Source organism: Pseudazoarcus sp. NS34, assembly GCF_059703725.1.
The window spans coordinates 394048-415272 of the sequence record NZ_BAAKIZ010000004.1; the positions used below are offsets into that span (position 1 = coordinate 394048).

The window sequence follows — 21225 nt, forward strand, 5'->3', positions numbered from 1 at the left end:
CAGCAAGCAATGATACTGGCTCAGGCGCGCAACAAGCCCTCGCGACCGCCCAGCCAGCGCTCAAGCAGGCGATCTGCAGCCTGTGGCGCGTCCTTGAGCAGGCGCTCCGCCAGGGACCGCGCCGGCTCGACCAGATCGGCATCGCGTTCCAGATCGGCATGGCGCAGCAGCGGCACACCGCTCTGGCGCGCGCCGACGAACTCACCGGGGCCGCGGATGCGCAGGTCTTCACGCGCGATTTCGAAACCGTCGGTGTGCTCATAGATCACCTTGAGCCGCGCCCGCGCCGTCTCCGACAGCGGCTGCTCGGTGGCGAACAGCAGCACGCACACCGACTCGGCCGTGCCGCGCCCGACGCGCCCGCGCAACTGGTGCAACTGCGCCAGGCCGAAGCGCTCGGCGTGTTCGATCACCATCAGGCTGGCGTTGGGCACGTCCACACCCACTTCGATCACCGTCGTGGCCACCAGCAGATCCAGCTCACCGGCGGCAAAGGCCGCCATGGTGGCCGATTTCTCCGCCGACTTCAGGCGCCCGTGCACCAGCCCGACCCGCAGTTGAGGCAATTCGACCGTGAGCCGCTCGAACGTTTCCTCGGCGGTCTGCAACTGCAGCGCTTCGGATTCCTCGATCAGCGGACACACCCAGTAGGCCTGCCGGCCTTCGGCACAGGCGTCAGCCACGCGGGCAATGACCTCATCGCGCCGCGCGTCCGACACCAGCTTGGTCAGCACCGGCGTGCGCCCCGGCGGAAGCTCGTCGAGCACCGACACGTCGAGATCGGCGTAATGCGTCATCGCCAGCGTGCGCGGGATCGGCGTGGCCGACATCATCAGCATGTGCGGGTTGAGGCCGCCGGCGGCTTTCTCGCGCAGCGCCAGGCGCTGGCGCACGCCGAAACGGTGTTGCTCGTCGACCACCGCCAGCCCAAGACGCGGCATCGCCACCGGGTCTTCGATCAGGGCGTGGGTGCCGACCGCCAGCATGCTTTCGCCCGCCGCCAGCCGCGCCAGCGCGGCCTCGCGCTCTTTCTTCGGGCGGCTGCCGGCCAGCCATTCAACCGTCAGCCCGAGCGGCGCGAGCCACCCAGCAAGCTTGAGGTAATGCTGCTCGGCGAGGATTTCGGTCGGCGCCATCAGCGCGGCCTGAAAACCGCTCTCGACGGCCTGCAGCATGGCCATCGCCGCAACAATCGTCTTGCCGCTGCCGACGTCACCCTGCAGCAGGCGCTGCATCGGATGCGGTGTGGCCAGATCGCGCGCGATCTCGCTCACCGCGCGACGCTGCGCGCCGGTCAGCGCAAACGGCAGCGCATCCGCGAGCTTTTGGGTCAGGTCGTGGCGGGGCTTCAGTCCCGGCGCGCGCTTAGCGCGGCGGGCGTTGTAGGCGCGGCGCAGCGAGATCTGCTGCACCAGCAGTTCCTCGAACTTGATGCGCCGCCAAGCCGGGTGGTCGTGCGCTTCGAGCGCGGCCAGCGACACTTGCGGCGCAGGGCGGTGCAGCGCATCGAGTGCGGCCGAAAAACTCGGCAGACGCAGCTCGCGCAACACCTCGGGCGGCAGCAGCTCTTGCTCAGCATGCGCTTCAAGCGCGCGGCTGACGAGCTTGCGCAGTGCCGATTGCGCCAAGCCGGCGGTGGTCGGATAAACCGGCGTCAGCGCTTGCGGCAAGGCCTCGCCGGCTTCGACGTTGCGCACGCGCGGGTGCACCATCTCGGCGCCAAAAAAGCCCTGCCGCAACTCGCCGAACAGGCGCACGCGGCGGCCTTCAGCAAGCTGTTTCTGCTGCGATGGGTAGAAGTTGAGCCAGCGCGCGGCAACTTCGCCGGACTCGTCACGCACGCGGGCGACCAACTGGCGGCGCGGGCGCAACATGACCTCGCAGGACACCACCTCCCCTTCGATCTGCAGCGGCTCACCTTCGCGCGCGTTGCGAATCGGGATGACGCGGGTTTCGTCCTCGTAGCGCAGCGGCAGGTGCAGCAGCAGGTCCTGCTGGCGGTGTATGTCGAGCTTGGCCAGCCGTTTGGCCAGCGCATCGCCCGACGTCGCGGCGGCGGCAGTCGGGCGGGGGCTCATGCGCTCGCGCGGGAAGGCTTAGTCGAGAACCAGGATGGCGTCGGCCTCGACCACCGCACCGCGCGGCAATTCCTTGACGCCGACGGCGGCGCGCGCCGGGTAGGGCTGGTCGAAGTAGCGCGCCATGACCTCGTTGACCTTGGCGAAATTGGACAGATCGGTGAGGTAGATGGTCAGGCGCACCGCATCGGCAAGCGAGCCGCCGGAAGCCTCGGCCACGGCCTTAAGGTTGTCGAAGACCTGCACGGTCTGCGCCTCGAAGCCGTCGACAAGCTGCATGCTCTTCGGGTCCAGCCCGATCTGGCCCGACATATAGACGGTGTTACCGGCCCGCACTGCCTGCGAATAGGTGCCGATGGCGGCCGGGGCGTTTGGCGTGGAAATGATGCTGCGGGTCATGTTCGGTATCCTCTGACTTACTTTGAGACGAAGCTGGATTGTACCCACGCCCCATGAAACCAATGATCGCAAACCTCGAAAAGCTCATCGGTGGCCCGCGCGATGGCGCGCTGCTGCGGCTGTCGCTGGGCAATGCCTGGCTGGCGGATGACGCGGCAAAAGCGGCGGCTCACTTCCGCGACGCGCTGAATTTCGACGCCAGCTATTCGGCAGCATGGAAGGGTCTGGCCAAGGCGCTGGAACAGTGCGGTGACGATGCGGCCGCGCTGGCGGCCTACCGCGACGGCATTGTTGCCGCGTCACAGCGTGGCGACCGTCAGGCCGAAAAGGAAATGACGGTGTTTGCGCGGCGCATCGAAAAACGGCTGGGTGAAGCCGGCTGATACGGCTTACAGCGAGCGCAGCGTGACCTCGCAATCGACACGGCTCATGACCTTCTGCAGGCCACGGCGGGTGTCCAGATTGACGATCAGCGGGGCCATGAAGTTGGCGCGCAGGCCAGCGCTTTCCGGGGCGCCCTCGCTGTCGTCGCGGCGGAGGATCACCAGCACGGCGGCCTGCGCCGGGTCGTCCAGCCCGATCTCGGCGGACTCCTCGTCGGTCAGCCGCAGTTCGTAGTGCACCGCGACGTTGGCCGGGTCGGTGACCGAGAACAGTACGTCCGGCGAATCCACCGACAACAGCAGGAACAGCTCGCGCGCGGCGTCGTCCTCGTCATGCACCAGGGCGAAGCGGCGCAGCTGCTCGAAGCCGGACAGGCCGCCGGGAAAATCGATGATCTTTTCGTCGGCGACTTCGATGGCGCCGAGCACCGGGCTTTCGATCTTCATGCTGATTCCTTTGTGCAGGAGTAGGTGTCGCCGCGATTAACGCGCGGCGACGATGGCTGCGTCACGCAGCGGCTTTCCGGATGAATCACGCAGCCCGAGCAGGGCCTTCTCGGCCGCAGCCCGGCTCGGGAACGGCCCGATTTCGGCGCGCCCATGGACAACGACCTGCTTGCCGGCCATCGACAGCGTGGCGCGTTGGCGATCGGCATTTTCGGCGTCCGAGAACACGCCGGCCTGCACCCACCACGAGCCGCCGCTTTCAACCACGATCCCTTTGGTTCCGGCATCGACCGCCTTGCGGGCGGCGTCACGCGAGGCGAACGGGCCGACCAGCACCCGATGCATCAGACGCCCCGGATGTCCGGCCGTGGCAGCGGCGTCCAGCAGGTTCTTCGCAGCCGGCAAGGGGCCGAAATCGGCAAGCTGGACAAGATGCGGCTTGGCGCCGGACGTCGCGGCAGGCTTTGCCGGACTCGGGGCCGGGGCCGGGGCGGGCTTGGCTGGCGGAGCGGGTTCGGGCGCCGCCTCAGGCACGGCCGGCGCCACCTGAGCGGGCTCCTGCACCGGCGCGGCTTCAGACGGGGGCAGCGTGGGCAACTCGATGGGCAATGGCGCAACGAAGTCCGCCTCCGGCGCTGCGGGCTGCGGCAGCAACAGCGACGGCGGCGGATCGAGCACTTCGGGCTCGGGCGCAGGCGCGGCAGCTTCCGGCGCAGGCGGCGGCGCGGGCGCTTCCTGCTCGGGCTCGGGGCTGAGCACGAAGTACAGCAGCACGATCAGCAACAGCGCGGCAATGCCCGCACGCAACAGCGCGCCGCGGGGGCTGCCGCTTGCCAGGTCAGGGCTGGGTCGCATCGTCACTCCCCTGTCGTTCGGCCATCGAGCGCACCAGTTCGGCTTCAGCCACGGAAATGCCACAGCGCTCGGCGATGGCTTCGACGTCCAGTCCGCGGCGCGCGCACACCAGCGCTTCGTTGTATTCGGGGGAGATGCCTTGCGCTGCACTGACGGATTCGATCTGTTCGCGCAGGGTTTCGAGGCTCTGCGACAGCGCCGTCAGCACGTCACGCTGCTGGCTCACTTCCTCACGCAGGGCATCGACTTCCTGGCGCCACGCGCTGTTGTCGAGCGCGGCCTCGAATGGTGGCGGTTCATCCGGCTCGTAGCCGTCGTAGAAGCTCACGCCGGCGCGCAACACGCGGGCGCGGTTGAGCTGATAGAGCATGTAGACGAACAGGACGCCGATCAGAACCCACAGAACTTCACGCACGCCTGTTCTCCTTGCGGGCCACTTCCGGCGACAGGCCGGAACGGCGGTTGGCATGGGGCGACCACTCGTCCGGGCGGCCGCCATAGCCACGGCGGAGCGCCGGACTGTCCGGATGATAATGGGCTACCCGCGGCGCGACAATGCCGCATCTTGCCGATTCCGCGATAATGGCGGCCGATTCCGCGTATTCCGGAGCGCTGCATGCCCGAAACCCTGGTGGTCCTCAGCAACGTCCCCGACGAAGCCACGGCGCGTACGCTCGCCGGCCAGTTGGTGGAATCCGGCCTCGCTGCGTGTGTGAACGTGCTGGCGCCGTGTCGCTCGGTATATCGCTGGCAAGGCGCGGTGGAAGACGCCGTTGAGGTGCCGCTGGTGATCAAGACCACCCGCGCCCGCTACGCCGAGGTCGAACGCGCGATTGTCGACGCGCACCCCTTCGACGTGCCCGAAATCATCGCCCTGCCGGTTACGCAGGGCCTGCCCGCGTATCTTGACTGGGTTGCTGCTGAAACCGGCGGGCCGGAATGACGGTCTCAGCCCTGCTGCCAAACTCAAGGATTTCCATGTCGCGCATCGTTACCCTGCTGGTCCTGCTCGCGGTATTCATCGCGGGCCCCGCGCTGGCCGACCCGGTCGAGCCGGAAAAGGCCTTTCCGCTGTCGGCGCGAGCATTGAATGCGGATACGGTCGAACTGCGCTTTGACATCCGCAAGAACTACTACCTCTATGCCGACAAGCTGGGCTTCACGTCGCTGACCCACGGCGTCACGCTCGGTGAAGCCGAAATCCCGCCAGGCGAAACCTACAAGGATGAGTTCTTCGGCGACACCGAGATCCACCGCGGCCGCCTGAGCATCCTCGTACCGGTGTCGGCTCCGCCCGGCGTCACGGCCATCGACCTCTCGGTCAAGAGTCAGGGCTGTTGGGATGGCGGCATCTGCTATCCGCCCGAAACGCGCACAGTCAGCGTCGACCTGACCGCCCCACCGAACGCCGGCGGCGGACTGCTCGATCGTGCGCTGAACACGCCTGCCGCCACCAGCACGCCTCCCGTCGCAAGCCCGCCCGCCGCCGCGAAGCCGGTCAGCGGCGACGAGAGTGGACGGGTTGCCGGCCTGCTGCGCGATGCCAGCGTACCGCTGGTGATGGCGAGTTTCTTCGGCTTCGGCCTGCTGCTGGCCTTCACGCCGTGCACCTTTCCGATGATTCCGATCCTGTCCGGCATCATCGTCGGGCAGGGCCAGCACGTCAGCCATACCCGTGCCGGCGCGCTGTCGCTGGCTTATGTGTTGGGCATGGCACTGACCTACGCGGCCGCCGGCGTGGCCGCCGGGCTGTCCGGCACCATGCTGTCGGCGGCCCTGCAGAACGTGTGGGTGCTGGGCGGCTTCGCGCTGGTGTTCGTGTTGCTGGCACTGTCCATGTTCGGCTTCTATGAGCTGCAATTGCCGAGCGCGCTGCAGAGCCGTCTGAGCGACACCGCCAGCCACCGCAAGGGCGGGGCGCTGGGCAGCGTGGCGGCCATGGGCGCGCTGTCCGCCATCATCGTCGGGCCGTGCGTGGCCGCGCCGCTGGCCGGCGCGCTGCTGTACATCGCGCAGACTGGCGACGCCACGCTCGGTGGCATGGCGCTGTTCGTGATGGCGTTGGGCATGGGTGCACCGCTGATCGCGGTCGGCGTCGGCACACGCTCGCTGCTGCCGCGGGTCGGCCCGTGGATGGAGGGCGTCAAGAAGGCCTTTGGCGTGATGCTGCTGGCCGTGGCGCTGTGGCTGGTGTCGCCGGTGATTCCGGCGGCCGTCAGCATGCTCGGTTGGGCGCTGCTGCTGGGCTTCTCGGGCATCTTCCTGCATGCGCTCGACCCGCTGCCGCCGCAGGCCGGCAACTGGCGCCGTTTCTGGAAAGGTCTGGGTGTGATGCTGTTGATTGGCGGGGCGGCGATGCTGATCGGGCTGCTGGCCGGCTCACGCGACCCGCTGCAACCGCTGTCGGTGCTGCGTAGCGGCACGGCGCAAGCCGCGGTCGCGGCACCGCAGTTCGAGCGCGTGAGCACGCTGGCCGAGCTGGAGGCGCGCATCGCCGCCGCCGACCGACCGGTGATGCTCGATTTTTATGCGGACTGGTGTGTGTCGTGCAAGGAGATGGAGCGCTTCACCTTCAGCGATGCCGGGGTGGCCGCGCGCATGGGGCAGATGCTGTTGCTCAAGGCTGATGTCACCGCCAACAACGCCGACGACAAGACTTTGCTGGCCCGATTCAATCTGTTCGGCCCGCCCGGCATCGTGTTCTTCGCGCCGGGCGGCCGCGAAATCGACGGCTTGCGCGTGGTCGGCTTCATGCGTGCCGAACCCTTTGGCGGAATTCTCGACCGCGCCTGGCGCGGCGGTTGAGCCGCTTTACGGGCAGCCGATGCAGCCGGCGGTCTGCGCGCCGAAGAAGTTCGCCTGATCCAGCTTTGCACCGGTCAGGTCGGCATCGGTCAGATCGGCGCGAGTCAGGTTCGCGCCGCTCAGATTCGCGCCTTTCAGCGACGCTCCGCGCAAGCCGGCCGCACGCATGTTGGCCCGCGTCAGGTCCGCACCATCAAGCACCGCAGCGCCCAGTCGCGCATTGCTCAGATCCGCATTGGCCAGCCGAGCGTCGTCGAGGCGGGCGCGCTCCATGCGCCCGTTCTGCAGATTGGCGTTTTCCAGGTGGGCACGGCGCAGATCGGCTTCATCAAAGCTCGCTCCGCGCGCATTGACCCGCCGCAACGAGGCGTCGGCCAGCCGCGCACCGGTGAACACCGTACTGCTCAGCGTCGCCTCATCCAGCGTTGCCCCCTCCAGATTCGCGCCGACCAGGCGCGAACGCGAAAACTGCGAATTGGCCAGGTTCGCGCCAGGCAGTTCGGCGCCATTGAGGTTCATGTTCACGCAGAAGGTGCCGCGACGGATGTTGCAGCCATCCACGGTGAGGGTCTGGGCAAATGCAGCGCTCGAAGCGAGCAGGGCAAGCAGGGCGACGGCGGTCTTGAGCGGCATGGGGATGCGATCCGATTCGGTTGCTGGAGCGGGTTGGACGTCGAGGCGTGAAAATAGTTGATTTCGGCGAGTCAGCCAAACACACGGTACGTGAAATTTGACGCCCGCGTCCGAACGGCAGAAAATACTTCAACTTTTCTTGAAGTATTGAAACATGGACAAAAACACCGCCCTGCAGGTCTTCGAAGCGCTGTCTTCCGGCGTCCGGCTGGATGTGTTCCGCCTGCTCGTTCAGGCCGGGCCGGACGGACGCGTGGCCGGTGACATCTCGACGACGCTCGACATTCCGCCCACCAATCTGAGCTTTCACCTCAAGGGCCTGACGCAAGCCGGGCTGATCACGGCCGAGCAGGAAGGCCGCTTCCAGCGCTACCGCGCCAACATCGCGCTGATGGTCGACACCATCGGCTTCCTCACCGAAAACTGCTGCGGCGAAGGCGTGAGCTGCGAGCTCAGCGGCATCGCCGACGGAGTCTGCAAACCATGAACGTGCTCTTTTTGTGCACCGGCAACTCGTGCCGCTCGATCCTCGCCGAGGCCACCTTCAACGCACTCGCGCCCGAGGGCTGGCGCGCCATCAGCGCCGGTAGCCAGCCGGCTGGCTACGTGCATCCGAAGTCGCTGGCACTGCTCGAACGCGAAGGCATCGCGACCGACGGGCTTTTCAGCAAGTCTTGGGACGACCTGCCGGCGACGCACGATCTGGTCATCACCGTGTGCGCCAGCGCCGCCGGCGAAACCTGCCCGGTGTACCTTTCGCCAGCCCCGCGCGCGCACTGGGGCGTGGCTGATCCGGCCAAGGCAACGGGCACCGAAGCCGAAATCGATCAGGCCTTCGAAACCGCTTACCGCACGCTGCGCCACCGCATCGAGGCGCTGCTGGCGCTGCCGCGCGATCTGGCCGAACGCGACCCGGCCGCCTTCAAGGCCGAATGCGCGCGCATCGGCACCCTCGTCCCTGAATCCACACGGACTGCCTGAACATGTCCTCGCCCTGCGAAATCGCCGCCAAACAATCTGCCGGCGCCCCCATCGGATTCTTCGAGCGTTATCTCACCGTGTGGGTGTTCCTGTGCATCGTCGCCGGCACGGCCTTCGGGCAGTTCGCGCCCGAGTTCGCGCAGGCCGTGGGGGCGCTGGAAGTGGCGCACGTGAACATCCCGGTCGGCGTGCTGATCTGGATCATGATCATCCCGATGCTGATGAAGATCGACTTCGGCGCGCTGCACGAGGTGCGCAAACAGAAAAACAGCATCGGCGTGACGCTGTTCGTGAACTGGGCGGTCAAGCCGTTCTCGATGGCGCTGTTCGGCTGGATCTTCATCCGCCACGTGTTCGCGCCGTGGCTGCCGGCCGAGGAGCTGGACAGCTACATCGCCGGCCTCATCCTGCTCGGCGCCGCGCCGTGCACGGCTATGGTCTTCGTGTGGAGCAACCTGTGCCGCGGCGACGCCAACTTCACGCTGACGCAGGTCGCGCTCAACGATCTGGTGATGGTCTTCGCCTTCGCGCCGATCGTGGCGCTGCTGCTGGGCGTGTCGGCCATTCCGGTGCCGTGGGCGACGCTGTTCCTGTCGGTGGTGATGTACATCGTGATCCCGCTGGCGATTGCGCAATTCATCCGCGCGCAACTGCTCAAGCGCGGCGAGGCCTTCTTCCAGCGCACGCTGGAGCGCATCGGCCCGTTCTCGATCCTTGCGCTGCTGGCCACGCTGGTGCTGCTATTCTCGTTCCAGGGCCGCGCCATCATCGACCAGCCGCTGATCATCGGCATGCTGGCCGTGCCCATCCTGCTGCAGGTGCTGTTCATCGCCGCGCTCGGCTACTGGCTCAACCGCACGTTCAAGGCGCCGCATTCGGTGGCAGGTCCATCGACGATGATCGGCGCGTCCAACTTCTTCGAGCTGGCTGTAGCCGCCGCCATCGTGCTGTACGGCTTCGACTCCGGTGCGGCGCTGGCCACCGTCGTAGGCGTACTGATCGAGGTGCCAGTGATGCTGTGGCTGGTGCGCGTGGTCAACCGCAGCCGCGGCTGGTATGAGGCGGGGTTGGCAAGGAACTGAAACCGCAGCGGCGATGCGACCAACGGCACGCCTCACCCGTAGGCCAGCGTGACGACAACCAATGCGGTGCAGAGGGCTCCGATCACCACCCACTCACCCACGCGTCGCGCCTCATCCGGCGCCAGCTGGAACCTGCGGCCGAGGATATACCCCACCGCACAAGCGACAAGCTCTCCAATCGCCGCTGAGGCGGCTTCGAATAGCGCCATGACCAAGCTCCCATTCCGGATTCACTGCACGCCAGCGCAACAGGCCGGGGCGTAGCCTGATGGCATGGCTACGCCATGCGATGCCAAAGGCATTCCGAACAGCTTACGTTCCGAACAGGTCGTCGAGCGGATTCCTCTTGTCGCCAGCTCGCTCCGACACCCGCTTGCCGGCGAATTCCTCTTCGACGTTGTCGCGGTAGTAGCTCCACGCCGACGACGAGTTTTCCAGCCGGCGCCAGATCTCCTCACCGACGTTGGCGTAGTCGATGAGCACGCCGCCTTCGAGCTCGATGCGCAGCGTGCGCGTGCGGACGTCGTAGCCCGCACCACGCAGCTTGCCGGACTGGATGGGCTTGATGTTCACGGTGGTCTCCCCAGCATGGTGATGGCAGTGATGCGCAGCACACTGCACCGCATGTGCCTTGCATCTTGCAGTCGTAAACACGTGAAAACAACGCGCAACGCGTCGGGCTCGCACTCCAGCACAAGATATGCCCTTGGAGCCATATGGCTTTTGAGACATAATCCGGGTCCCACACGACTCCCAAGGTATGCCTCATGGGGAAGAAGCGCGCTGCCGATGTGCTCGAGTTCCCGACGCCGGGCGGCCTGCCGCGCGCCAGTCTGAAGGAGCTGCGCAAGGCCGCCGGGCTGACGCAGGATGATCTGGCGACGACGCTGCACGTCGGCCAGGACACGATTTCGCGGCTCGAGAAACGCAGCGATCTGCTGCTGTCCACGCTGCGCCACTACGTCGAGAGCATCGGCGGCGAGCTGGCGCTGGTGGCGAGCTTTCCCGACCGACCGACGGTGGTCATCGACCACCTTGGCGACTCCACGAGCAGCGCCGGCAAGAACGGCCGCAAGCACGTGACGGCCCACGGCGAACCATGACGAATCCCATGCACGACACCCTTCCCACCCCGTATTACCTCATCGACAAAGCCGCCTTGCTGCGCAATCTGCGCATCATCGACACCGTGCGCGAGCGCTCCGGTGCCAAGGTGCTGCTGGCGCTCAAATGCTTCGCCACCTGGTCGGTGTTCGACCTGATGCGCGAGCACATGGATGGCACCACGTCCTCATCGCTGTATGAAGTGAAGCTGGGCCAGCAGAAATTCGGCGGCGAGACGCATGCCTACAGCGTGGCCTTTGCCGACCACGAAATTGCCGAAGTCGTCGCGCACTGCGACAAGATCATCTTCAACTCCATCAACCAGCTCGAACGCTTCGCCGCGCATGCTGGCGACAAACCCGTCGGCCTGCGCCTGAACCCCGGCATCAGCCACGCAGGCTTCGATCTGGCCGACCCGGCGCGGCCCTTCAGCCGGCTGGGCGAATCCGACCCGGCGCGCCTCCGCGCAGTGCTCGGCCGCATCAGCGGCGTGATGATCCACAACAACTGCGAGAACGGTGATTTCGCGCGCTTCGACGCGCTGCTGGGTGAAGTCGAACAGCGTTACGGCGACATCCTGCAGCAGCTGGAGTGGGTCAGCCTGGGCGGCGGCATCCGCTTCACTGCGCCGGGCTACCCGGTGGACGCTTTCTGCGAACGCCTGCGCAGCTTCGCGCAGCGTTGGGGCGTGCAGGTGTATCTGGAGCCGGGCGAGGCCACCGTGCGCCACACCACCACGCTGGAAGTGAGCGTGCTCGACACCGGCTTCAACGGCAAACAGCTGGCGGTAGTGGACAGCTCCACCGAAGCGCACATGCTCGATCTGCTGATCTACCGCGAAACCGCGCCCATCGGCGCCGACCGCGGCGAGCATCTCTACCAGATCTGCGGCAAGACCTGCCTGGCCGGCGACATCTTTGGCGAGGCGCGCTTCGAGCGCCCGCTGCAGGTCGGCGACCGCATCTCCATCGGCGATGCCGGCGGCTACACCATGGTCAAAAAGAACTGGTTCAACGGCGTGCATATGCCGTCCATCGCCATCCGTGAAACGGACGGCAGCGTGCGCCTGGTGCGCGACTTTTCGTACGACGACTACGTCAGCAGCCTGTCCTGAACGCAGGCGACACAGCGGATGAGGAGAAACAACTCAATGAAGCGCAATGTCCTGATCATCGGAGCGGGTGGCGTGGGCCACGTGGTGGCCCACAAATGTGCGCAGAACAACGCCGCGCTGGGCGACATCCACATTGCCTCGCGCACGCTGGCCAAATGCCACGCCATCATCGAGTCGGTGCTCGACAAGGGCAGCCTGCAGGAGCCCGGCCTGCTGCAGGCCCATGAGCTCGACGCCATGGATGTGGACGCCACCAGCGCGCTGATCCGCGCCACGCGCAGCGACATCGTCATCAACGTCGGCGCGCCCTTCGTGAACATGTCGGTGCTGCAGGCCTGCATCGACACCGGCGCCGCCTACCTCGACACCGCCATCCACGAAGACCCCGCCAAGGTCTGCGAAACCCCGCCGTGGTACGCCAACTACGAGTGGAAACGCCGTCAGGCCTGCCGTGAAGCCGGCGTCACCGCCGTGCTGGGCGTCGGCTTCGATCCCGGCGTGGTGAACGCCTACGCACGCTATGCGGTGGATCAGTGCTTCGACCGCGTGGATTCCATCGACATCGTCGACATCAACGCCGGCAGCCACGGCCGCTACTTCGCCACCAACTTCGACCCGGAAACCAACTTCCGCGAGTTCACCTCCACCGTCTGGTCGTGGGAGAACAACGCCTGGCAAGCCAACGCCATGTTCGAGCGCCGCAAGGAATGGGACATGCCGATCACCGGGAAGGCCACCTGCTACCTCACCGGCCACGACGAACTGCATTCCATGTCGCAGAACCTCGGCGTGCCCGACATCCGCTTCTGGATGAGCTTTGGCGAGCACTACATCAACGTCTTCAGCGTGCTCAAGAACCTCGGACTGCTCTCCGAACAGCCCGTGCGCACTGCTCGTGGCCAGAGCGTGGTGCCGCTCGAAGTGGTCAAGGCCGTGCTGCCCGATCCGGCATCGCTCGCCGCCGACTACACCGGCCAGACCTTCATCGGCGACGTCATCCGCGGTCACAAGGCCGGCAAGCCTGAAGAAGTGTTGATCTACAACGTCTGCGACCACGCCGCCTGCTTCGAGGAAGTCGGCAGCCAGGCCATCTCCTACACCGCCGGCGTCCCCGTAGTCGCCGCCGCCCTGTTGATCGCCGAAGGCCGCTGGGACACCGGCAGCATGGCCAACGTCGAAGAGCTCGATCCGCGCCCGTTCATCGCACGCATGAACCGCATGGGGCTGGTGACGCGTATTCGGGATGCGCAGGGCGATCGCCTGCTGGACCCGGTGACGCCCAGTGCGCGAGAGCCGCAGCGGGAGAAAAGTGCAGCGATGCGAAGTGTCGAGGTGACGCGTCACGTCTGACCCCATTGATCGGGAGAGCCGCCGGACTCAGATCTCCGCCCCCTGTGCACCCCGCTTGCTGCCCTCGTCCTCGCCGCGGGCCGCCTTTGCGAGTGCCTCATACTTCTGGCGCGAGGCCTCGAGCGAATCCTCCCCCAGCTCTTCGAGGTCCAGCAGCGCGTTGTGCGCGCCCTTGGTAGCGCGAATCAGTTCGTCGAGTTTCACCTGCATGGCTTCGGTATCGCGGTTCTGCGTGTTCTGAATCAGGAAGACCATGAGGAAGGTGACAATCGTGGTGCCGGTGTTGATCACCAGCTGCCAGGTGTCGCTGAAACCGAAGAAGGGGCCAGACACCCCCCACAGCAGAATGGCTCCGACGGCCAGCAGGAACACGCGGGGACGGCCGCAGAAATGCGCCGCTGCCTTTGCAAACTTGGAATACCGTTCCGACTTTTTCTGCATCCGAAGTTCTCCTTGATCGGTTGATTGGCGGACCCCTGGCGCCTTTGCCTGCGCGGCCACATGGGAGCGAAGCGAGCGGCCACCGCTTTTCGGCCACACTTTCCTGCCGGCATTCGCTCGAACATGAAGCGGCCACCTGCGACTTCCACAGGCAACGGGCGTGCCCGGCCGGCGCTGCAGGCTCGGCGCAAGCTGCCTGAACGCATGCGCTGCATGGAGCTTGGGTCGGGGGTTTGCGGTCGTTCCAGGCTTCGCTGAGTTGCACGCCCGCGAGCGGCTTCCGAAACAATCCCTTGCGGATCTCCAGGCGCTGCTCACCCGCCGCGCACCTGGCGGGGGAACCCAGTCGGCTCAATGCGACATGGCCATCTCCGCGAAATCACGACAACTCTGTGAAGTATTGACTAACTTCCCGCTCGCCACGCCCATAGCCCCCTCACGCGCTGCGGCATACTCGATCTGCCGCCCGAGCTTGCCGGGGCCGCTTTTCTTCTGACATTCACGAGGTGGATTCGCATGAGCAAGATGCGCAGCGGGGTAATCACGGTGCTGGTTGCGGGGCTGTCGGCTTGCGCGGCGGTGACCAGCACGGATGAGGTCAAGAAGCCGTCGGAGCAGCGCTCTGGCTTCATGGGCCTGGCGGTGGCGGACGAAATCAAGGTGGAGCGCGAGGCGCCGTTCAAGGGAGCCAGCAAGCTGGCGATTGCCTCGTTCAAGGTGTCTTTCGTGCAGAGCAAGGTCGAGTTGAAGAAGGCCGGGCGCGGCTATGGCGGCAACGCGACGGCCGGCATCAAGCTGACCGGCGTGGATGAGGCGCAAATGCAGGCCATCACCGACGCGGCCTACGCGGACTTCGTGGCGCGCATGGCGAAGGCCGGCTACACGGTGACGAGCCGCGAGGAGTTGCAGGCGCAGCCCGACTTTGCCAAGGCCAAGCCGGAAGAGTCGCCACAGCGTAAAACCGCTTCGTTCTTTGGTGACCAGACGGAGATGGCGACCTTTGCGCCGAGCAGCCACGGCGACCTGTACTGGTTCCTGGGCGAGTCAGACAAGATCGGCGGCTTCGGTTTCTCGAACGCTTCGACGGCAGCCTCGACGCAGTACGGCAAGACCGGCATCAAGGTGTTGTCGGTGTACTACGTGATCGACTTCGCCGGCTCGGAAGGCTATGGCGGCAGCTTCCGCTCCAGTGCGAGCGTGCAGGTGGGCCAGGCGCTGACGCTGGCGCCGGAAGGCGGCATTTCGATTTTCGGGGGCGAAGGCATGCTCGCCGCCAATCACTCCAGCAGCATGAAACTGGGGCAGCCCATGTACGCCGAAGAGAAGTTCGGCACGATGGTGCAGACCACCTCCGACGGAGCAAAGGGCGCGGAGATCGGGCTCAACGTGTTCCGCGCGCTGGCCGGCATGGGCACCAGCCAGCGGCGCGATTTCGAGGTGCAGGCCGACGTCGAGCGCTACCGCACGCTGAGCCAGGACTTGCTGAGCAAGGCCAACGACCGGCTGGTGGAACACATGGCCAGCCTGCGCTGACAGCCCCTGCCACAAAAAACAAAGCCCGCCGATTGGCGGGCTTTTTCATGCCAGGCGACCGAATCAGTCGCGCAGCACGTAGGCGAGGATGTCGACCACCTGCTCGGTCGTGGCGGCCCAGGCCTGGGCGGACGCGTCGACCTCTTTCAGCGGGTGGATGATGTCTTCGGCGTGCAGGGTGACGTAGGGCTTGCCCAGCGCGGCGCAGTAGCCGGCGTCGAAGGCGGCGTTCCACTGTTTGTACTTGTCACCGAAGCGCACCACGACCAGATCGGCCTTTTCGATGAGATTGCGGGTGCGGATGGAGTTCACCAGCGAAGACTTGTGGTCGCGCCAGTAGCCAGCGCTCTCCGGGCCGAGGGAATCGCCTGCGGCGTCGCTGGCTTCATGGTCGGTAACGGCCGAGGTGAAGGTGACGTCGAGGCGGCGAGCGGCGGCGCCACGGCGGATCTCGTCGCGCCAATCGGTGTGGATTTCTCCGGAAAGATAGACAACAAAAGACATGCAATGCTCCAGTACTTGGCGGCCGCCGCAGCGGTCGCGAGGGGGGCAAGACTAGCAAAGCACGCGGGAGAGGTACAGCCGCGGCTCAGGCGGGAGCGTGTGTGCGCAGATAGGCGGTGCAGTCTTCGGCCGGCATGGGTCGGGCGTAGAGGTAGCCCTGGCCGGCGTCGCAGAACATGGAGCGCAGCAACGTGGCCTGGCCTTCGGTTTCGATGCCTTCGGCCAGCACGTCGAGCCCGAGGCTGCGCGCCAGGCCGATGATGGCCTGCGTGATGGCGGCGCTCTCGCGGTCGTCGGGCAGGCCGCGGGTAAAGGACTGATCCACCTTGAGGCGATAGATGGGGAACTGCTTGAGGTAGCTGAGGCTGGAGTAACCGGTGCCGAAGTCGTCGATGGCGAGCTTTACGCCCAGCGCGTCGAGCGCATTGAGCTTGGCGCGCACCTCGTCGATGTCGCGCATGACGACGCTTTCGGTGACTTCGATCTCGAGCCGATCGGCCGACAGGCCGCTGCGGGCGAGCACCTGCGAGACGGAATCGACGAAGTCGCCCTGGCGGAACTGCAGTGCGGAAACGTTTACGGCCATGGTGCCGTCGATGAGCCCTTCGGAAATCCAGCGGGCGTGATCGCGGCAGGCGGTTTCCATGGCCCAGGCACCGAAGGCCACGATCAGGCCGCAATCCTCGGCGATGGGGATGAACTGCGCGGGCGACACTAGGCCGCGCACGGGATGGCGCCAGCGCATCAGGGCTTCGAGGCCGACCACGGCGCCGTTGGCCAGATTCACCTGCGGTTGGTAGGCGAGGAACAGTTCCCCGCGCTGCAGCGCGTGGCGCAAATCGGCTTCAAGCAGCAGGCGCTCGTGGGCGCGGGCGTTCATCTCGGCGGAATAGAACTGGTAGCGGCCGCGCCCCTGATCCTTGGCGGCGTACATGGCCACGTCGGCGTTGCGCAGCAGGGATTCGACTTCGCGCCCGTTTTCGGGGAAACACACGACGCCGATGCTGGCCCCGAGCACGACTTCGGTGTTGTTCAGCTCGTAGGGTTCAAACACGGCGGCGATGAGCTTTTCGGCCACGCGAGCGGCGTCCTCGTCGCTGTCAATCTCGGGCAGCACGACGAGGAATTCGTCGCCGCCCTGGCGGCTCACGGTGTCGGACGCGCGCACCGCGCCGCGCAAGCGTCGGGCCACTTCCTGCAGGATCATGTCGCCGCCTTCGTGGCCGAAGACGTCGTTGACGTTCTTGAAGCGATCCAGGTCCATGAACATCAGCGCCAGACGCTTGCCGCTACGCTCAGCTTGCGCCATGGCGACGTTGAGACGGTCGGTCAGCAGCAGGCGGTTGGGCAGGCCGGTGAGGGCGTCGTGCTGCACCATGTAGGTCAGCCGCTCGTTGGAACGCGCGCGCTCGATGGCGGTGTTGAGCGTGTTGGCGATGCTCTGCACGAAACCGATGTCGTCCGGCGAGAAGCGGTGAGTGGCACGCGAATAGGCGCTGATGATGCCGAGCGGCTTGTCGGGGTGCCCGATGGGTACGTCGATGCCGCTCACAACGCCGTGTGCCGCCAGCATGCCGAATTCGGAGAAGCGGCCTTCGGCGCGGAAATCGTAGGTAATGACCGGGCCGCGCGCTTCGACGACGAATCCGACGTGCGTGCTGCCCTCGCCGCAATGCACACGGCGGCCCAACCATTCGGGCGCCCAACCTACGCCGGCGCGTATGTCGAAGGCGTCGTCGTCAGCCGCCACCAGCACCCGACCGAACTCCACGCTCAGGCCTTCGGCCACGGCCGCGGCGGCGGCATCATAGACATCGCCCAACTCGGTGTCGGACAAGGCCAGCCGGCCCAGCGCAGCCACCAACACCTGCTGCTGCGCCCTCGAACGCAGGGCCAACTCGTCGCATTTCTGGGCGGTGATGTCCTGCACGGTGCCGAACAGGCCGACCACTCGGCCGGTTTCGTCCTCGCGCGGTACGGCCACGACGCTGATGTAGCGTTCGCTGCCATCGCCACGCAGCACGCGCAGCTCGTAGGCCTGTGTGCTGCGGGTCGAGATGGCGCGCTCGACGTATTCGTTCACGGTGGAGCGCGTGGAGGCATCGAACAGCAGCGCGTTCTCGTTGAAATCGGCCGGCGGGCCGAGGGCCGGATCGCGGCCGAAGATTTCATAGATTTGCGACGACCAGCGGATGGCCTCGGTGTCGAGGTCGCATTCCCAGTCGCCAAGACGGGCGATGCGCTGCGCCTCGTCGAGGCGTTCAACGGTGCGCTTGAGGTCGTCGATGTCGGTGCAGGTGCCGAACCATTTGACGATGTTGCCGACCTCGTCGCGCAGCGGCAGGGCACGGCCGAGCATCCAGTGGTACACGCCGTCGTGACGACGCAAGCGGTATTCGATTTCGTAGGGCTCGCCGCTGTCGATGGCCTGCTGCCACAAGCTTGCAGCGCGCTCGCGGTCCTCCGGGTGGAAGGCCGGGTTCCAGCCGAAACCCATGCTCTGCTCGAGCGTGAGGCCGGTGAATTCCATCCAGTGCCGGTTGAAATAAATGTGATTGCCGTCCGGCAGCGTGACCCACACGATCTGCGGCGTGGCCTCGGCCAGCGTGCGGAACTCGGCCTCGCGGGCACGCAGTGCCTCTTCGGCCTGCTTGCGCGCACTCAGATCGACGTCGATGCAGAACATCTCGACATCGCGCCCCGGCACATGCACGGCGACGTGAGCCGAAAACACGGTGACTGCGGAGCCATCCTTGCGCATCAACGTCAGCTCGGAGGCCGGAATCAGTTCGCCGGTTGCGGCCATGCGGGACATGGCCTCGCGCACCGGCTCACGCAGCTCGGACGGAATGATCAGGTCGAGCAGGTTTCGGCCGATGGCCTCTTCGGCGGTGTAGCCGTACAGCGCTTCCGACGCGCGGTTCCAGTAGCGCGTGGTGCCGTCCAGCGCATAACCCTGCACGGCCACCGACGGCACGTTGTGCAGCAGCGTGCGGAAACGTTCTTCGCTCTCGCGCAGGGCCTCCTCGGTGCGGCGGGCTTCGGTAACGTCCTCGACGGTGGTGACGATATGGTCGAGCGTGCCATCGCGCTTGCGCACGGCCTTCACGTCGAGACAGGCGATGAACACGCTGCCGTCCTTGCGCAGCAACCGCTTCTCCAAAGTGAAGCTGTCCTCTTCGCCGCGCTCCATGCGCGCCAGGTCGTCGGCGCCGATCTGGGCGTCCTCGGGATGACCCAGGCTCTCCCAGGTCTGATCGGCGAACTCCCGCACGTCGTAGCCGAACATGTGACACAGATGATCGTTGTAGCGCAGCCAGCGGTGCGAGCCGGCCTCGCTCACCGCCATGCCGACAAAGGGCAAATCGTAGAAATGCTTGAGCAGACGGTCGGCCTGCAATTCGAGCTGCATGCGCTGGGTGGCGCGCTGCTGTCGGAACAGCTGCAGGATCACCAGGGCCACAAAGATCACGCCGAGCAGCGCCACGGCCGCCGTCCACCAGGCGGTGACCCAGGCCGGACGCAATGCCTCGTCGCGATCGATCTTGGCCACCAGACGCCAGGCGGTGCCGCCGACCGGACTCCAGGCCGCCAACACCGTTTCGTCGCGGTAGTCGATGCCAACAATGGTGCCCGGCCCATCAGCCGCCAGCGCCGCCGACGCAGCCCGCCGGGTATCGCCCAACGGCAGATGCAGCGACAGGGCTTTGGCATCGCCGTGGCGCAGTTCGTTGAGGAACAGCACGCCATCGCCCTCGGCACGCACCAGCAGGGATTCGCCGCTCATGCCGGGCAACGGCCAGGAACTGACCAACGGGTACAGGAAGTGGCCCGGATCGGATCGCAATACCACCACGGCCACCGTACGGCCGTCCTTCTCGTCGTGCAGCGGCACGGCGAACGACAGATGGACGCGATCGCCATCACGGCGCAGATCGTCCATGCGCGCCTCGCCGGCGGCGATCGCCGCACCCACCAGACCGAGCTGTACGGCATCGGGTACGAAAGGGCTGCCGGCAGTAAGCATCGGTTTGCCGAGCGCGTCGAGCAGCGTCACCGATTCGTAGTTGAACACGCGTTGCAGAGAACTCAGACGCTCCAGCACGACCGTGCGCTCCGACGATTGCGGGTCGGCCTGCAGCTCGATCACCTGACGGATGAAGCCGCGGCTGGCCGCCAGCGTGGCGGCGTCGCCGCGGCGCTCGGACAGCCAGCCTTCGATGTGTTGCGCGGTGGATCCGGCAATGGCCTGCAGACTGCGTGTGGTGTCGAGCTCGACCTGCCGGGCATTGAGCGCAAAGACGGCCAGGCTGATCGACGGCACCGCCAACGAAATCAGCACGCTGGTGATGACCAGCTGGTAGACGTCGGCGCCGGTCGGCTCGTGGACCGCGGCATCGGACGGATCGGGCGGTACTTCGCGCCGTGAGCGGATCAACCAGTACAGCAAGGCGCTGCTGACCAGCACAAAGACAATGCCCTTGGCGATCTCGATACGCCCCTGCAGCACCGGGTCCGCCGTGGCAACGGTGAGCAGCGTGCCGGAAGCGACGATCCACAAGGCCGCAAAGGCGGCGTAAATCATGGCAATGGTGGCGGCGCCGAAGCGATGCACAGGGGGCACGCGTCAGCCCCCCCAGGGCGTATTGCGCGCCCGGCGGGTCGTCATGCAGACGCGTTCGCGACTGGTCGACCGTTCAATCACTGTTACCCTCACCCAGCGCGGAACAGCTCTGTCGCGGCCGCCCCTTACGAACACCCGAAAAGCATACCCCGTGCAGCGAGCAGCGCCGCTCGGCATATGCAATACGGCAGAACGTACACTACTCCAGCACGTCGCCATCGACATACAGCCAGCGACCGCCCTCACACACAAAGCGGCTGATCTCGTGCATGCGCGCGCCGCGTCCCGCCACGCGATATCGGGCAACGAACTCCACCTCGGCCGCAGCCGGCCCGGTGAGCCCATGGCGTTTGACGCTGAGTCCCAGCCAGCGCAGCTGGCCAGCATCGGGTGTCAGATCTGGCGGGCAGGTGTCGGCGTGCCAGGTGGCGCGTAGATAGTCCATGTCGCCCAGCACCCAGGCGCTGTAGCGCGAGCGCATCAGCGCCTCGGCATCTGGCGCTGGCGCCCCGGCATGCAACGGAGCGCAGCACTTGCTCAGCGGGCGGCCGCTGCCGCAGGGACAGGCGGAAGTCTTCATGTGGCAAACATCATCTTGTCGCGCCCGGCTTGCTTGACGCTGCACGTGGCACGGTCGGAGCAGCGCGAGGGGGTTTCGACGTTCTCGTCATTGTGGGTATGCGGCGAGATGCCGATGGACGCAGTGATCGTCGCAGCCGAGGATGCGGCGGCGTCAGGCCGCTGCAGCTTGCGCAGCAAAGCCACCAATTGGTCACTCCTAATGCGCGCCCCGGCGCATTGATCGGGCGCTGCAAGCAACGTCCGCCGCGACATGACCCACTGGAAACCGCGCCGTACTGTCCGCATCCGACTGCTCTCCAGAAGGAGTTTC

The 21225-nt window shown here is 66.1% G+C and carries 23 protein-coding genes; 10 read left to right on the forward strand and 13 right to left on the reverse strand.

Annotation, left to right across the window (positions count from 1 at the left end):
* Window positions 1-20: 20 nt before the first annotated feature.
* Window positions 21-2078: an ATP-dependent DNA helicase RecG gene (gene recG / locus AC6H0N_RS15230; protein WP_497574975.1), complete on the reverse strand. Its 2058-nt coding sequence runs from the start codon at window positions 2076-2078 to the stop codon at window positions 21-23.
* An 18-nt stretch (window positions 2079-2096) separates the two neighbouring features.
* On the reverse strand, window positions 2097-2477 hold the full coding sequence (locus AC6H0N_RS15235; protein WP_497574976.1) for a RidA family protein: 381 nt from the start codon (window positions 2475-2477) through the stop codon (window positions 2097-2099).
* A 53-nt stretch (window positions 2478-2530) separates the two neighbouring features.
* Between AC6H0N_RS15235 and AC6H0N_RS15240 the strand changes: the two genes are divergently transcribed.
* Window positions 2531-2860: a hypothetical protein gene (locus AC6H0N_RS15240; protein WP_497574977.1), complete on the forward strand. Its 330-nt coding sequence runs from the start codon at window positions 2531-2533 to the stop codon at window positions 2858-2860.
* A gap of 6 nt (window positions 2861-2866) precedes the next feature.
* Here the strand turns inward: AC6H0N_RS15240 and fliW are convergent, their stop codons facing one another.
* From fliW to AC6H0N_RS15255, 3 genes are read right to left on the reverse strand one after another with little or no spacing between them, the layout of a single operon-like run.
* Entirely contained in the window at window positions 2867-3307 is a 441-nt protein-coding gene (gene fliW, locus AC6H0N_RS15245) for a flagellar assembly protein FliW (RefSeq protein WP_497574978.1), read from the reverse strand.
* Window positions 3308-3343: 36 nt separating this feature from the next.
* Window positions 3344-4162, reverse strand: a complete 819-nt coding sequence (locus tag AC6H0N_RS15250; protein ID WP_497574979.1) for an SPOR domain-containing protein — start codon at window positions 4160-4162, stop codon at window positions 3344-3346.
* The gene (locus AC6H0N_RS15255) at window positions 4146-4577 is read right to left on the reverse strand and encodes a DUF2802 domain-containing protein (protein WP_497574980.1); all 432 of its coding nucleotides are present in this window, start codon (window positions 4575-4577) and stop codon (window positions 4146-4148) included. The genes AC6H0N_RS15250 and AC6H0N_RS15255 overlap by 17 nt, the downstream gene beginning before the upstream one ends.
* 201 nt (window positions 4578-4778) lie before the next feature.
* Between AC6H0N_RS15255 and cutA the strand changes: the two genes are divergently transcribed.
* Window positions 4779-5105: a divalent-cation tolerance protein CutA gene (gene cutA, locus AC6H0N_RS15260; protein ID WP_497574981.1), complete on the forward strand. Its 327-nt coding sequence runs from the start codon at window positions 4779-4781 to the stop codon at window positions 5103-5105.
* 35 nt (window positions 5106-5140) lie between these two features.
* The gene (gene dsbD, locus AC6H0N_RS15265; RefSeq protein ID WP_497574982.1) at window positions 5141-6967 is read left to right on the forward strand and encodes a protein-disulfide reductase DsbD; all 1827 of its coding nucleotides are present in this window, start codon (window positions 5141-5143) and stop codon (window positions 6965-6967) included.
* Window positions 6968-6973: 6 nt separating this feature from the next.
* Here the strand turns inward: dsbD and AC6H0N_RS15270 are convergent, their stop codons facing one another.
* A complete protein-coding gene (locus AC6H0N_RS15270) occupies window positions 6974-7600 on the reverse strand; it encodes a pentapeptide repeat-containing protein (RefSeq protein ID WP_497574983.1) in 627 nt (208 codons plus the stop codon).
* Between the two features lie 154 nt (window positions 7601-7754).
* On the opposite strand from AC6H0N_RS15270, the gene AC6H0N_RS15275 reads away from it, so the two are divergent.
* Genes AC6H0N_RS15275 through arsB form a run of 3 tightly spaced genes read left to right on the forward strand, consistent with a single transcriptional unit; the run spans window position 7755 to window position 9663 of the window.
* Window positions 7755-8087, forward strand: coding sequence for an ArsR/SmtB family transcription factor (locus tag AC6H0N_RS15275; RefSeq protein ID WP_497574984.1), 333 nt, complete (start codon window positions 7755-7757; stop codon window positions 8085-8087).
* Complete coding sequence (locus AC6H0N_RS15280) at window positions 8084-8581, forward strand: arsenate reductase ArsC (protein ID WP_497574985.1); 498 nt, start codon at window positions 8084-8086, stop codon at window positions 8579-8581. The genes AC6H0N_RS15275 and AC6H0N_RS15280 overlap by 4 nt, the downstream gene beginning before the upstream one ends.
* 2 nt (window positions 8582-8583) lie before the next feature.
* Window positions 8584-9663, forward strand: coding sequence for an ACR3 family arsenite efflux transporter (arsB, locus tag AC6H0N_RS15285; RefSeq protein ID WP_497574986.1), 1080 nt, complete (start codon window positions 8584-8586; stop codon window positions 9661-9663).
* Between the two features lie 32 nt (window positions 9664-9695).
* Here the strand turns inward: arsB and AC6H0N_RS15290 are convergent, their stop codons facing one another.
* Both AC6H0N_RS15290 and AC6H0N_RS15295 read right to left on the reverse strand, forming a co-directional pair.
* Entirely contained in the window at window positions 9696-9872 is a 177-nt protein-coding gene (locus tag AC6H0N_RS15290) for a hypothetical protein (protein WP_497574987.1), read from the reverse strand.
* 103 nt (window positions 9873-9975) lie between these two features.
* A complete protein-coding gene (locus AC6H0N_RS15295; protein WP_497574988.1) occupies window positions 9976-10236 on the reverse strand; it encodes a KTSC domain-containing protein in 261 nt (86 codons plus the stop codon).
* A 194-nt stretch (window positions 10237-10430) separates the two neighbouring features.
* Here AC6H0N_RS15295 and AC6H0N_RS15300 point away from each other — a divergent pair, with 194 nt between their 5' ends.
* Genes AC6H0N_RS15300 through AC6H0N_RS15310 form a run of 3 tightly spaced genes read left to right on the forward strand, consistent with a single transcriptional unit; the run spans window position 10431 to window position 13231 of the window.
* Entirely contained in the window at window positions 10431-10766 is a 336-nt protein-coding gene (locus AC6H0N_RS15300; protein WP_497574989.1) for a helix-turn-helix domain-containing protein, read from the forward strand.
* Window positions 10763-11881: a carboxynorspermidine decarboxylase gene (locus AC6H0N_RS15305; RefSeq protein ID WP_497574990.1), complete on the forward strand. Its 1119-nt coding sequence runs from the start codon at window positions 10763-10765 to the stop codon at window positions 11879-11881. The genes AC6H0N_RS15300 and AC6H0N_RS15305 overlap by 4 nt, the downstream gene beginning before the upstream one ends.
* 36 nt (window positions 11882-11917) lie before the next feature.
* A complete protein-coding gene (locus AC6H0N_RS15310) occupies window positions 11918-13231 on the forward strand; it encodes a saccharopine dehydrogenase family protein (RefSeq protein WP_497574991.1) in 1314 nt (437 codons plus the stop codon).
* A 27-nt stretch (window positions 13232-13258) separates the two neighbouring features.
* Here the strand turns inward: AC6H0N_RS15310 and AC6H0N_RS15315 are convergent, their stop codons facing one another.
* The gene (locus AC6H0N_RS15315) at window positions 13259-13672 is read right to left on the reverse strand and encodes a low affinity iron permease family protein (RefSeq protein ID WP_497574992.1); all 414 of its coding nucleotides are present in this window, start codon (window positions 13670-13672) and stop codon (window positions 13259-13261) included.
* A 516-nt stretch (window positions 13673-14188) separates the two neighbouring features.
* Between AC6H0N_RS15315 and AC6H0N_RS15320 the strand changes: the two genes are divergently transcribed.
* Window positions 14189-15205, forward strand: coding sequence for a hypothetical protein (locus AC6H0N_RS15320; protein ID WP_497574993.1), 1017 nt, complete (start codon window positions 14189-14191; stop codon window positions 15203-15205).
* Window positions 15206-15268: 63 nt separating this feature from the next.
* Here AC6H0N_RS15320 and AC6H0N_RS15325 read toward each other — a convergent pair whose 3' ends face one another.
* From AC6H0N_RS15325 to AC6H0N_RS15340, 4 genes are all read right to left on the reverse strand, one after another.
* Window positions 15269-15709 carry a YtoQ family protein gene (locus AC6H0N_RS15325; protein WP_497574994.1) on the reverse strand — a complete coding sequence of 147 codons (441 nt, stop codon included), beginning with the start codon at window positions 15707-15709 and terminating at the stop codon, window positions 15269-15271.
* Between the two features lie 85 nt (window positions 15710-15794).
* Window positions 15795-20333 (reverse strand): EAL domain-containing protein, encoded by a 4539-nt coding sequence (locus AC6H0N_RS15330; protein ID WP_497574995.1) that lies wholly within the window; start codon window positions 20331-20333, stop codon window positions 15795-15797.
* Window positions 20334-20532: 199 nt separating this feature from the next.
* Window positions 20533-20913 (reverse strand): YchJ family protein, encoded by a 381-nt coding sequence (locus AC6H0N_RS15335; protein WP_497574996.1) that lies wholly within the window; start codon window positions 20911-20913, stop codon window positions 20533-20535.
* Window positions 20910-21098, reverse strand: coding sequence for a hypothetical protein (locus AC6H0N_RS15340; RefSeq protein WP_497574997.1), 189 nt, complete (start codon window positions 21096-21098; stop codon window positions 20910-20912). The genes AC6H0N_RS15335 and AC6H0N_RS15340 overlap by 4 nt, the downstream gene beginning before the upstream one ends.
* Window positions 21099-21225: the final 127 nt, after the last annotated feature.

What these genes read in the sequence shown, in the direction of transcription:
- recG (WP_497574975.1), bottom strand. Translation starts at nt 2,078, where the DNA reads ATGAGCCCCCGCCCGACTGCCGCCGCCGCGACGTCGGGCGATGCGCTG.
- AC6H0N_RS15235 (WP_497574976.1), bottom strand. Translation starts at nt 2,477, where the DNA reads ATGACCCGCAGCATCATTTCCACGCCAAACGCCCCGGCCGCCATCGGC.
- AC6H0N_RS15240 (WP_497574977.1), top strand. Translation starts at nt 2,531, where the DNA reads ATGAAACCAATGATCGCAAACCTCGAAAAGCTCATCGGTGGCCCGCGC.
- fliW (WP_497574978.1), bottom strand. Translation starts at nt 3,307, where the DNA reads ATGAAGATCGAAAGCCCGGTGCTCGGCGCCATCGAAGTCGCCGACGAA.
- AC6H0N_RS15250 (WP_497574979.1), bottom strand. Translation starts at nt 4,162, where the DNA reads ATGCGACCCAGCCCTGACCTGGCAAGCGGCAGCCCCCGCGGCGCGCTG.
- cutA (WP_497574981.1), top strand. Translation starts at nt 4,779, where the DNA reads ATGCCCGAAACCCTGGTGGTCCTCAGCAACGTCCCCGACGAAGCCACG.
- dsbD (WP_497574982.1), top strand. Translation starts at nt 5,141, where the DNA reads ATGTCGCGCATCGTTACCCTGCTGGTCCTGCTCGCGGTATTCATCGCG.
- AC6H0N_RS15270 (WP_497574983.1), bottom strand. Translation starts at nt 7,600, where the DNA reads ATGCCGCTCAAGACCGCCGTCGCCCTGCTTGCCCTGCTCGCTTCGAGC.
- AC6H0N_RS15275 (WP_497574984.1), top strand. Translation starts at nt 7,755, where the DNA reads ATGGACAAAAACACCGCCCTGCAGGTCTTCGAAGCGCTGTCTTCCGGC.
- AC6H0N_RS15280 (WP_497574985.1), top strand. Translation starts at nt 8,084, where the DNA reads ATGAACGTGCTCTTTTTGTGCACCGGCAACTCGTGCCGCTCGATCCTC.
- arsB (WP_497574986.1), top strand. Translation starts at nt 8,584, where the DNA reads ATGTCCTCGCCCTGCGAAATCGCCGCCAAACAATCTGCCGGCGCCCCC.
- AC6H0N_RS15290 (WP_497574987.1), bottom strand. Translation starts at nt 9,872, where the DNA reads ATGGCGCTATTCGAAGCCGCCTCAGCGGCGATTGGAGAGCTTGTCGCT.
- AC6H0N_RS15300 (WP_497574989.1), top strand. Translation starts at nt 10,431, where the DNA reads ATGGGGAAGAAGCGCGCTGCCGATGTGCTCGAGTTCCCGACGCCGGGC.
- AC6H0N_RS15305 (WP_497574990.1), top strand. Translation starts at nt 10,763, where the DNA reads ATGACGAATCCCATGCACGACACCCTTCCCACCCCGTATTACCTCATC.
- AC6H0N_RS15310 (WP_497574991.1), top strand. Translation starts at nt 11,918, where the DNA reads ATGAAGCGCAATGTCCTGATCATCGGAGCGGGTGGCGTGGGCCACGTG.
- AC6H0N_RS15315 (WP_497574992.1), bottom strand. Translation starts at nt 13,672, where the DNA reads ATGCAGAAAAAGTCGGAACGGTATTCCAAGTTTGCAAAGGCAGCGGCG.
- AC6H0N_RS15320 (WP_497574993.1), top strand. Translation starts at nt 14,189, where the DNA reads ATGAGCAAGATGCGCAGCGGGGTAATCACGGTGCTGGTTGCGGGGCTG.
- AC6H0N_RS15325 (WP_497574994.1), bottom strand. Translation starts at nt 15,709, where the DNA reads ATGTCTTTTGTTGTCTATCTTTCCGGAGAAATCCACACCGATTGGCGC.
- AC6H0N_RS15335 (WP_497574996.1), bottom strand. Translation starts at nt 20,913, where the DNA reads ATGAAGACTTCCGCCTGTCCCTGCGGCAGCGGCCGCCCGCTGAGCAAG.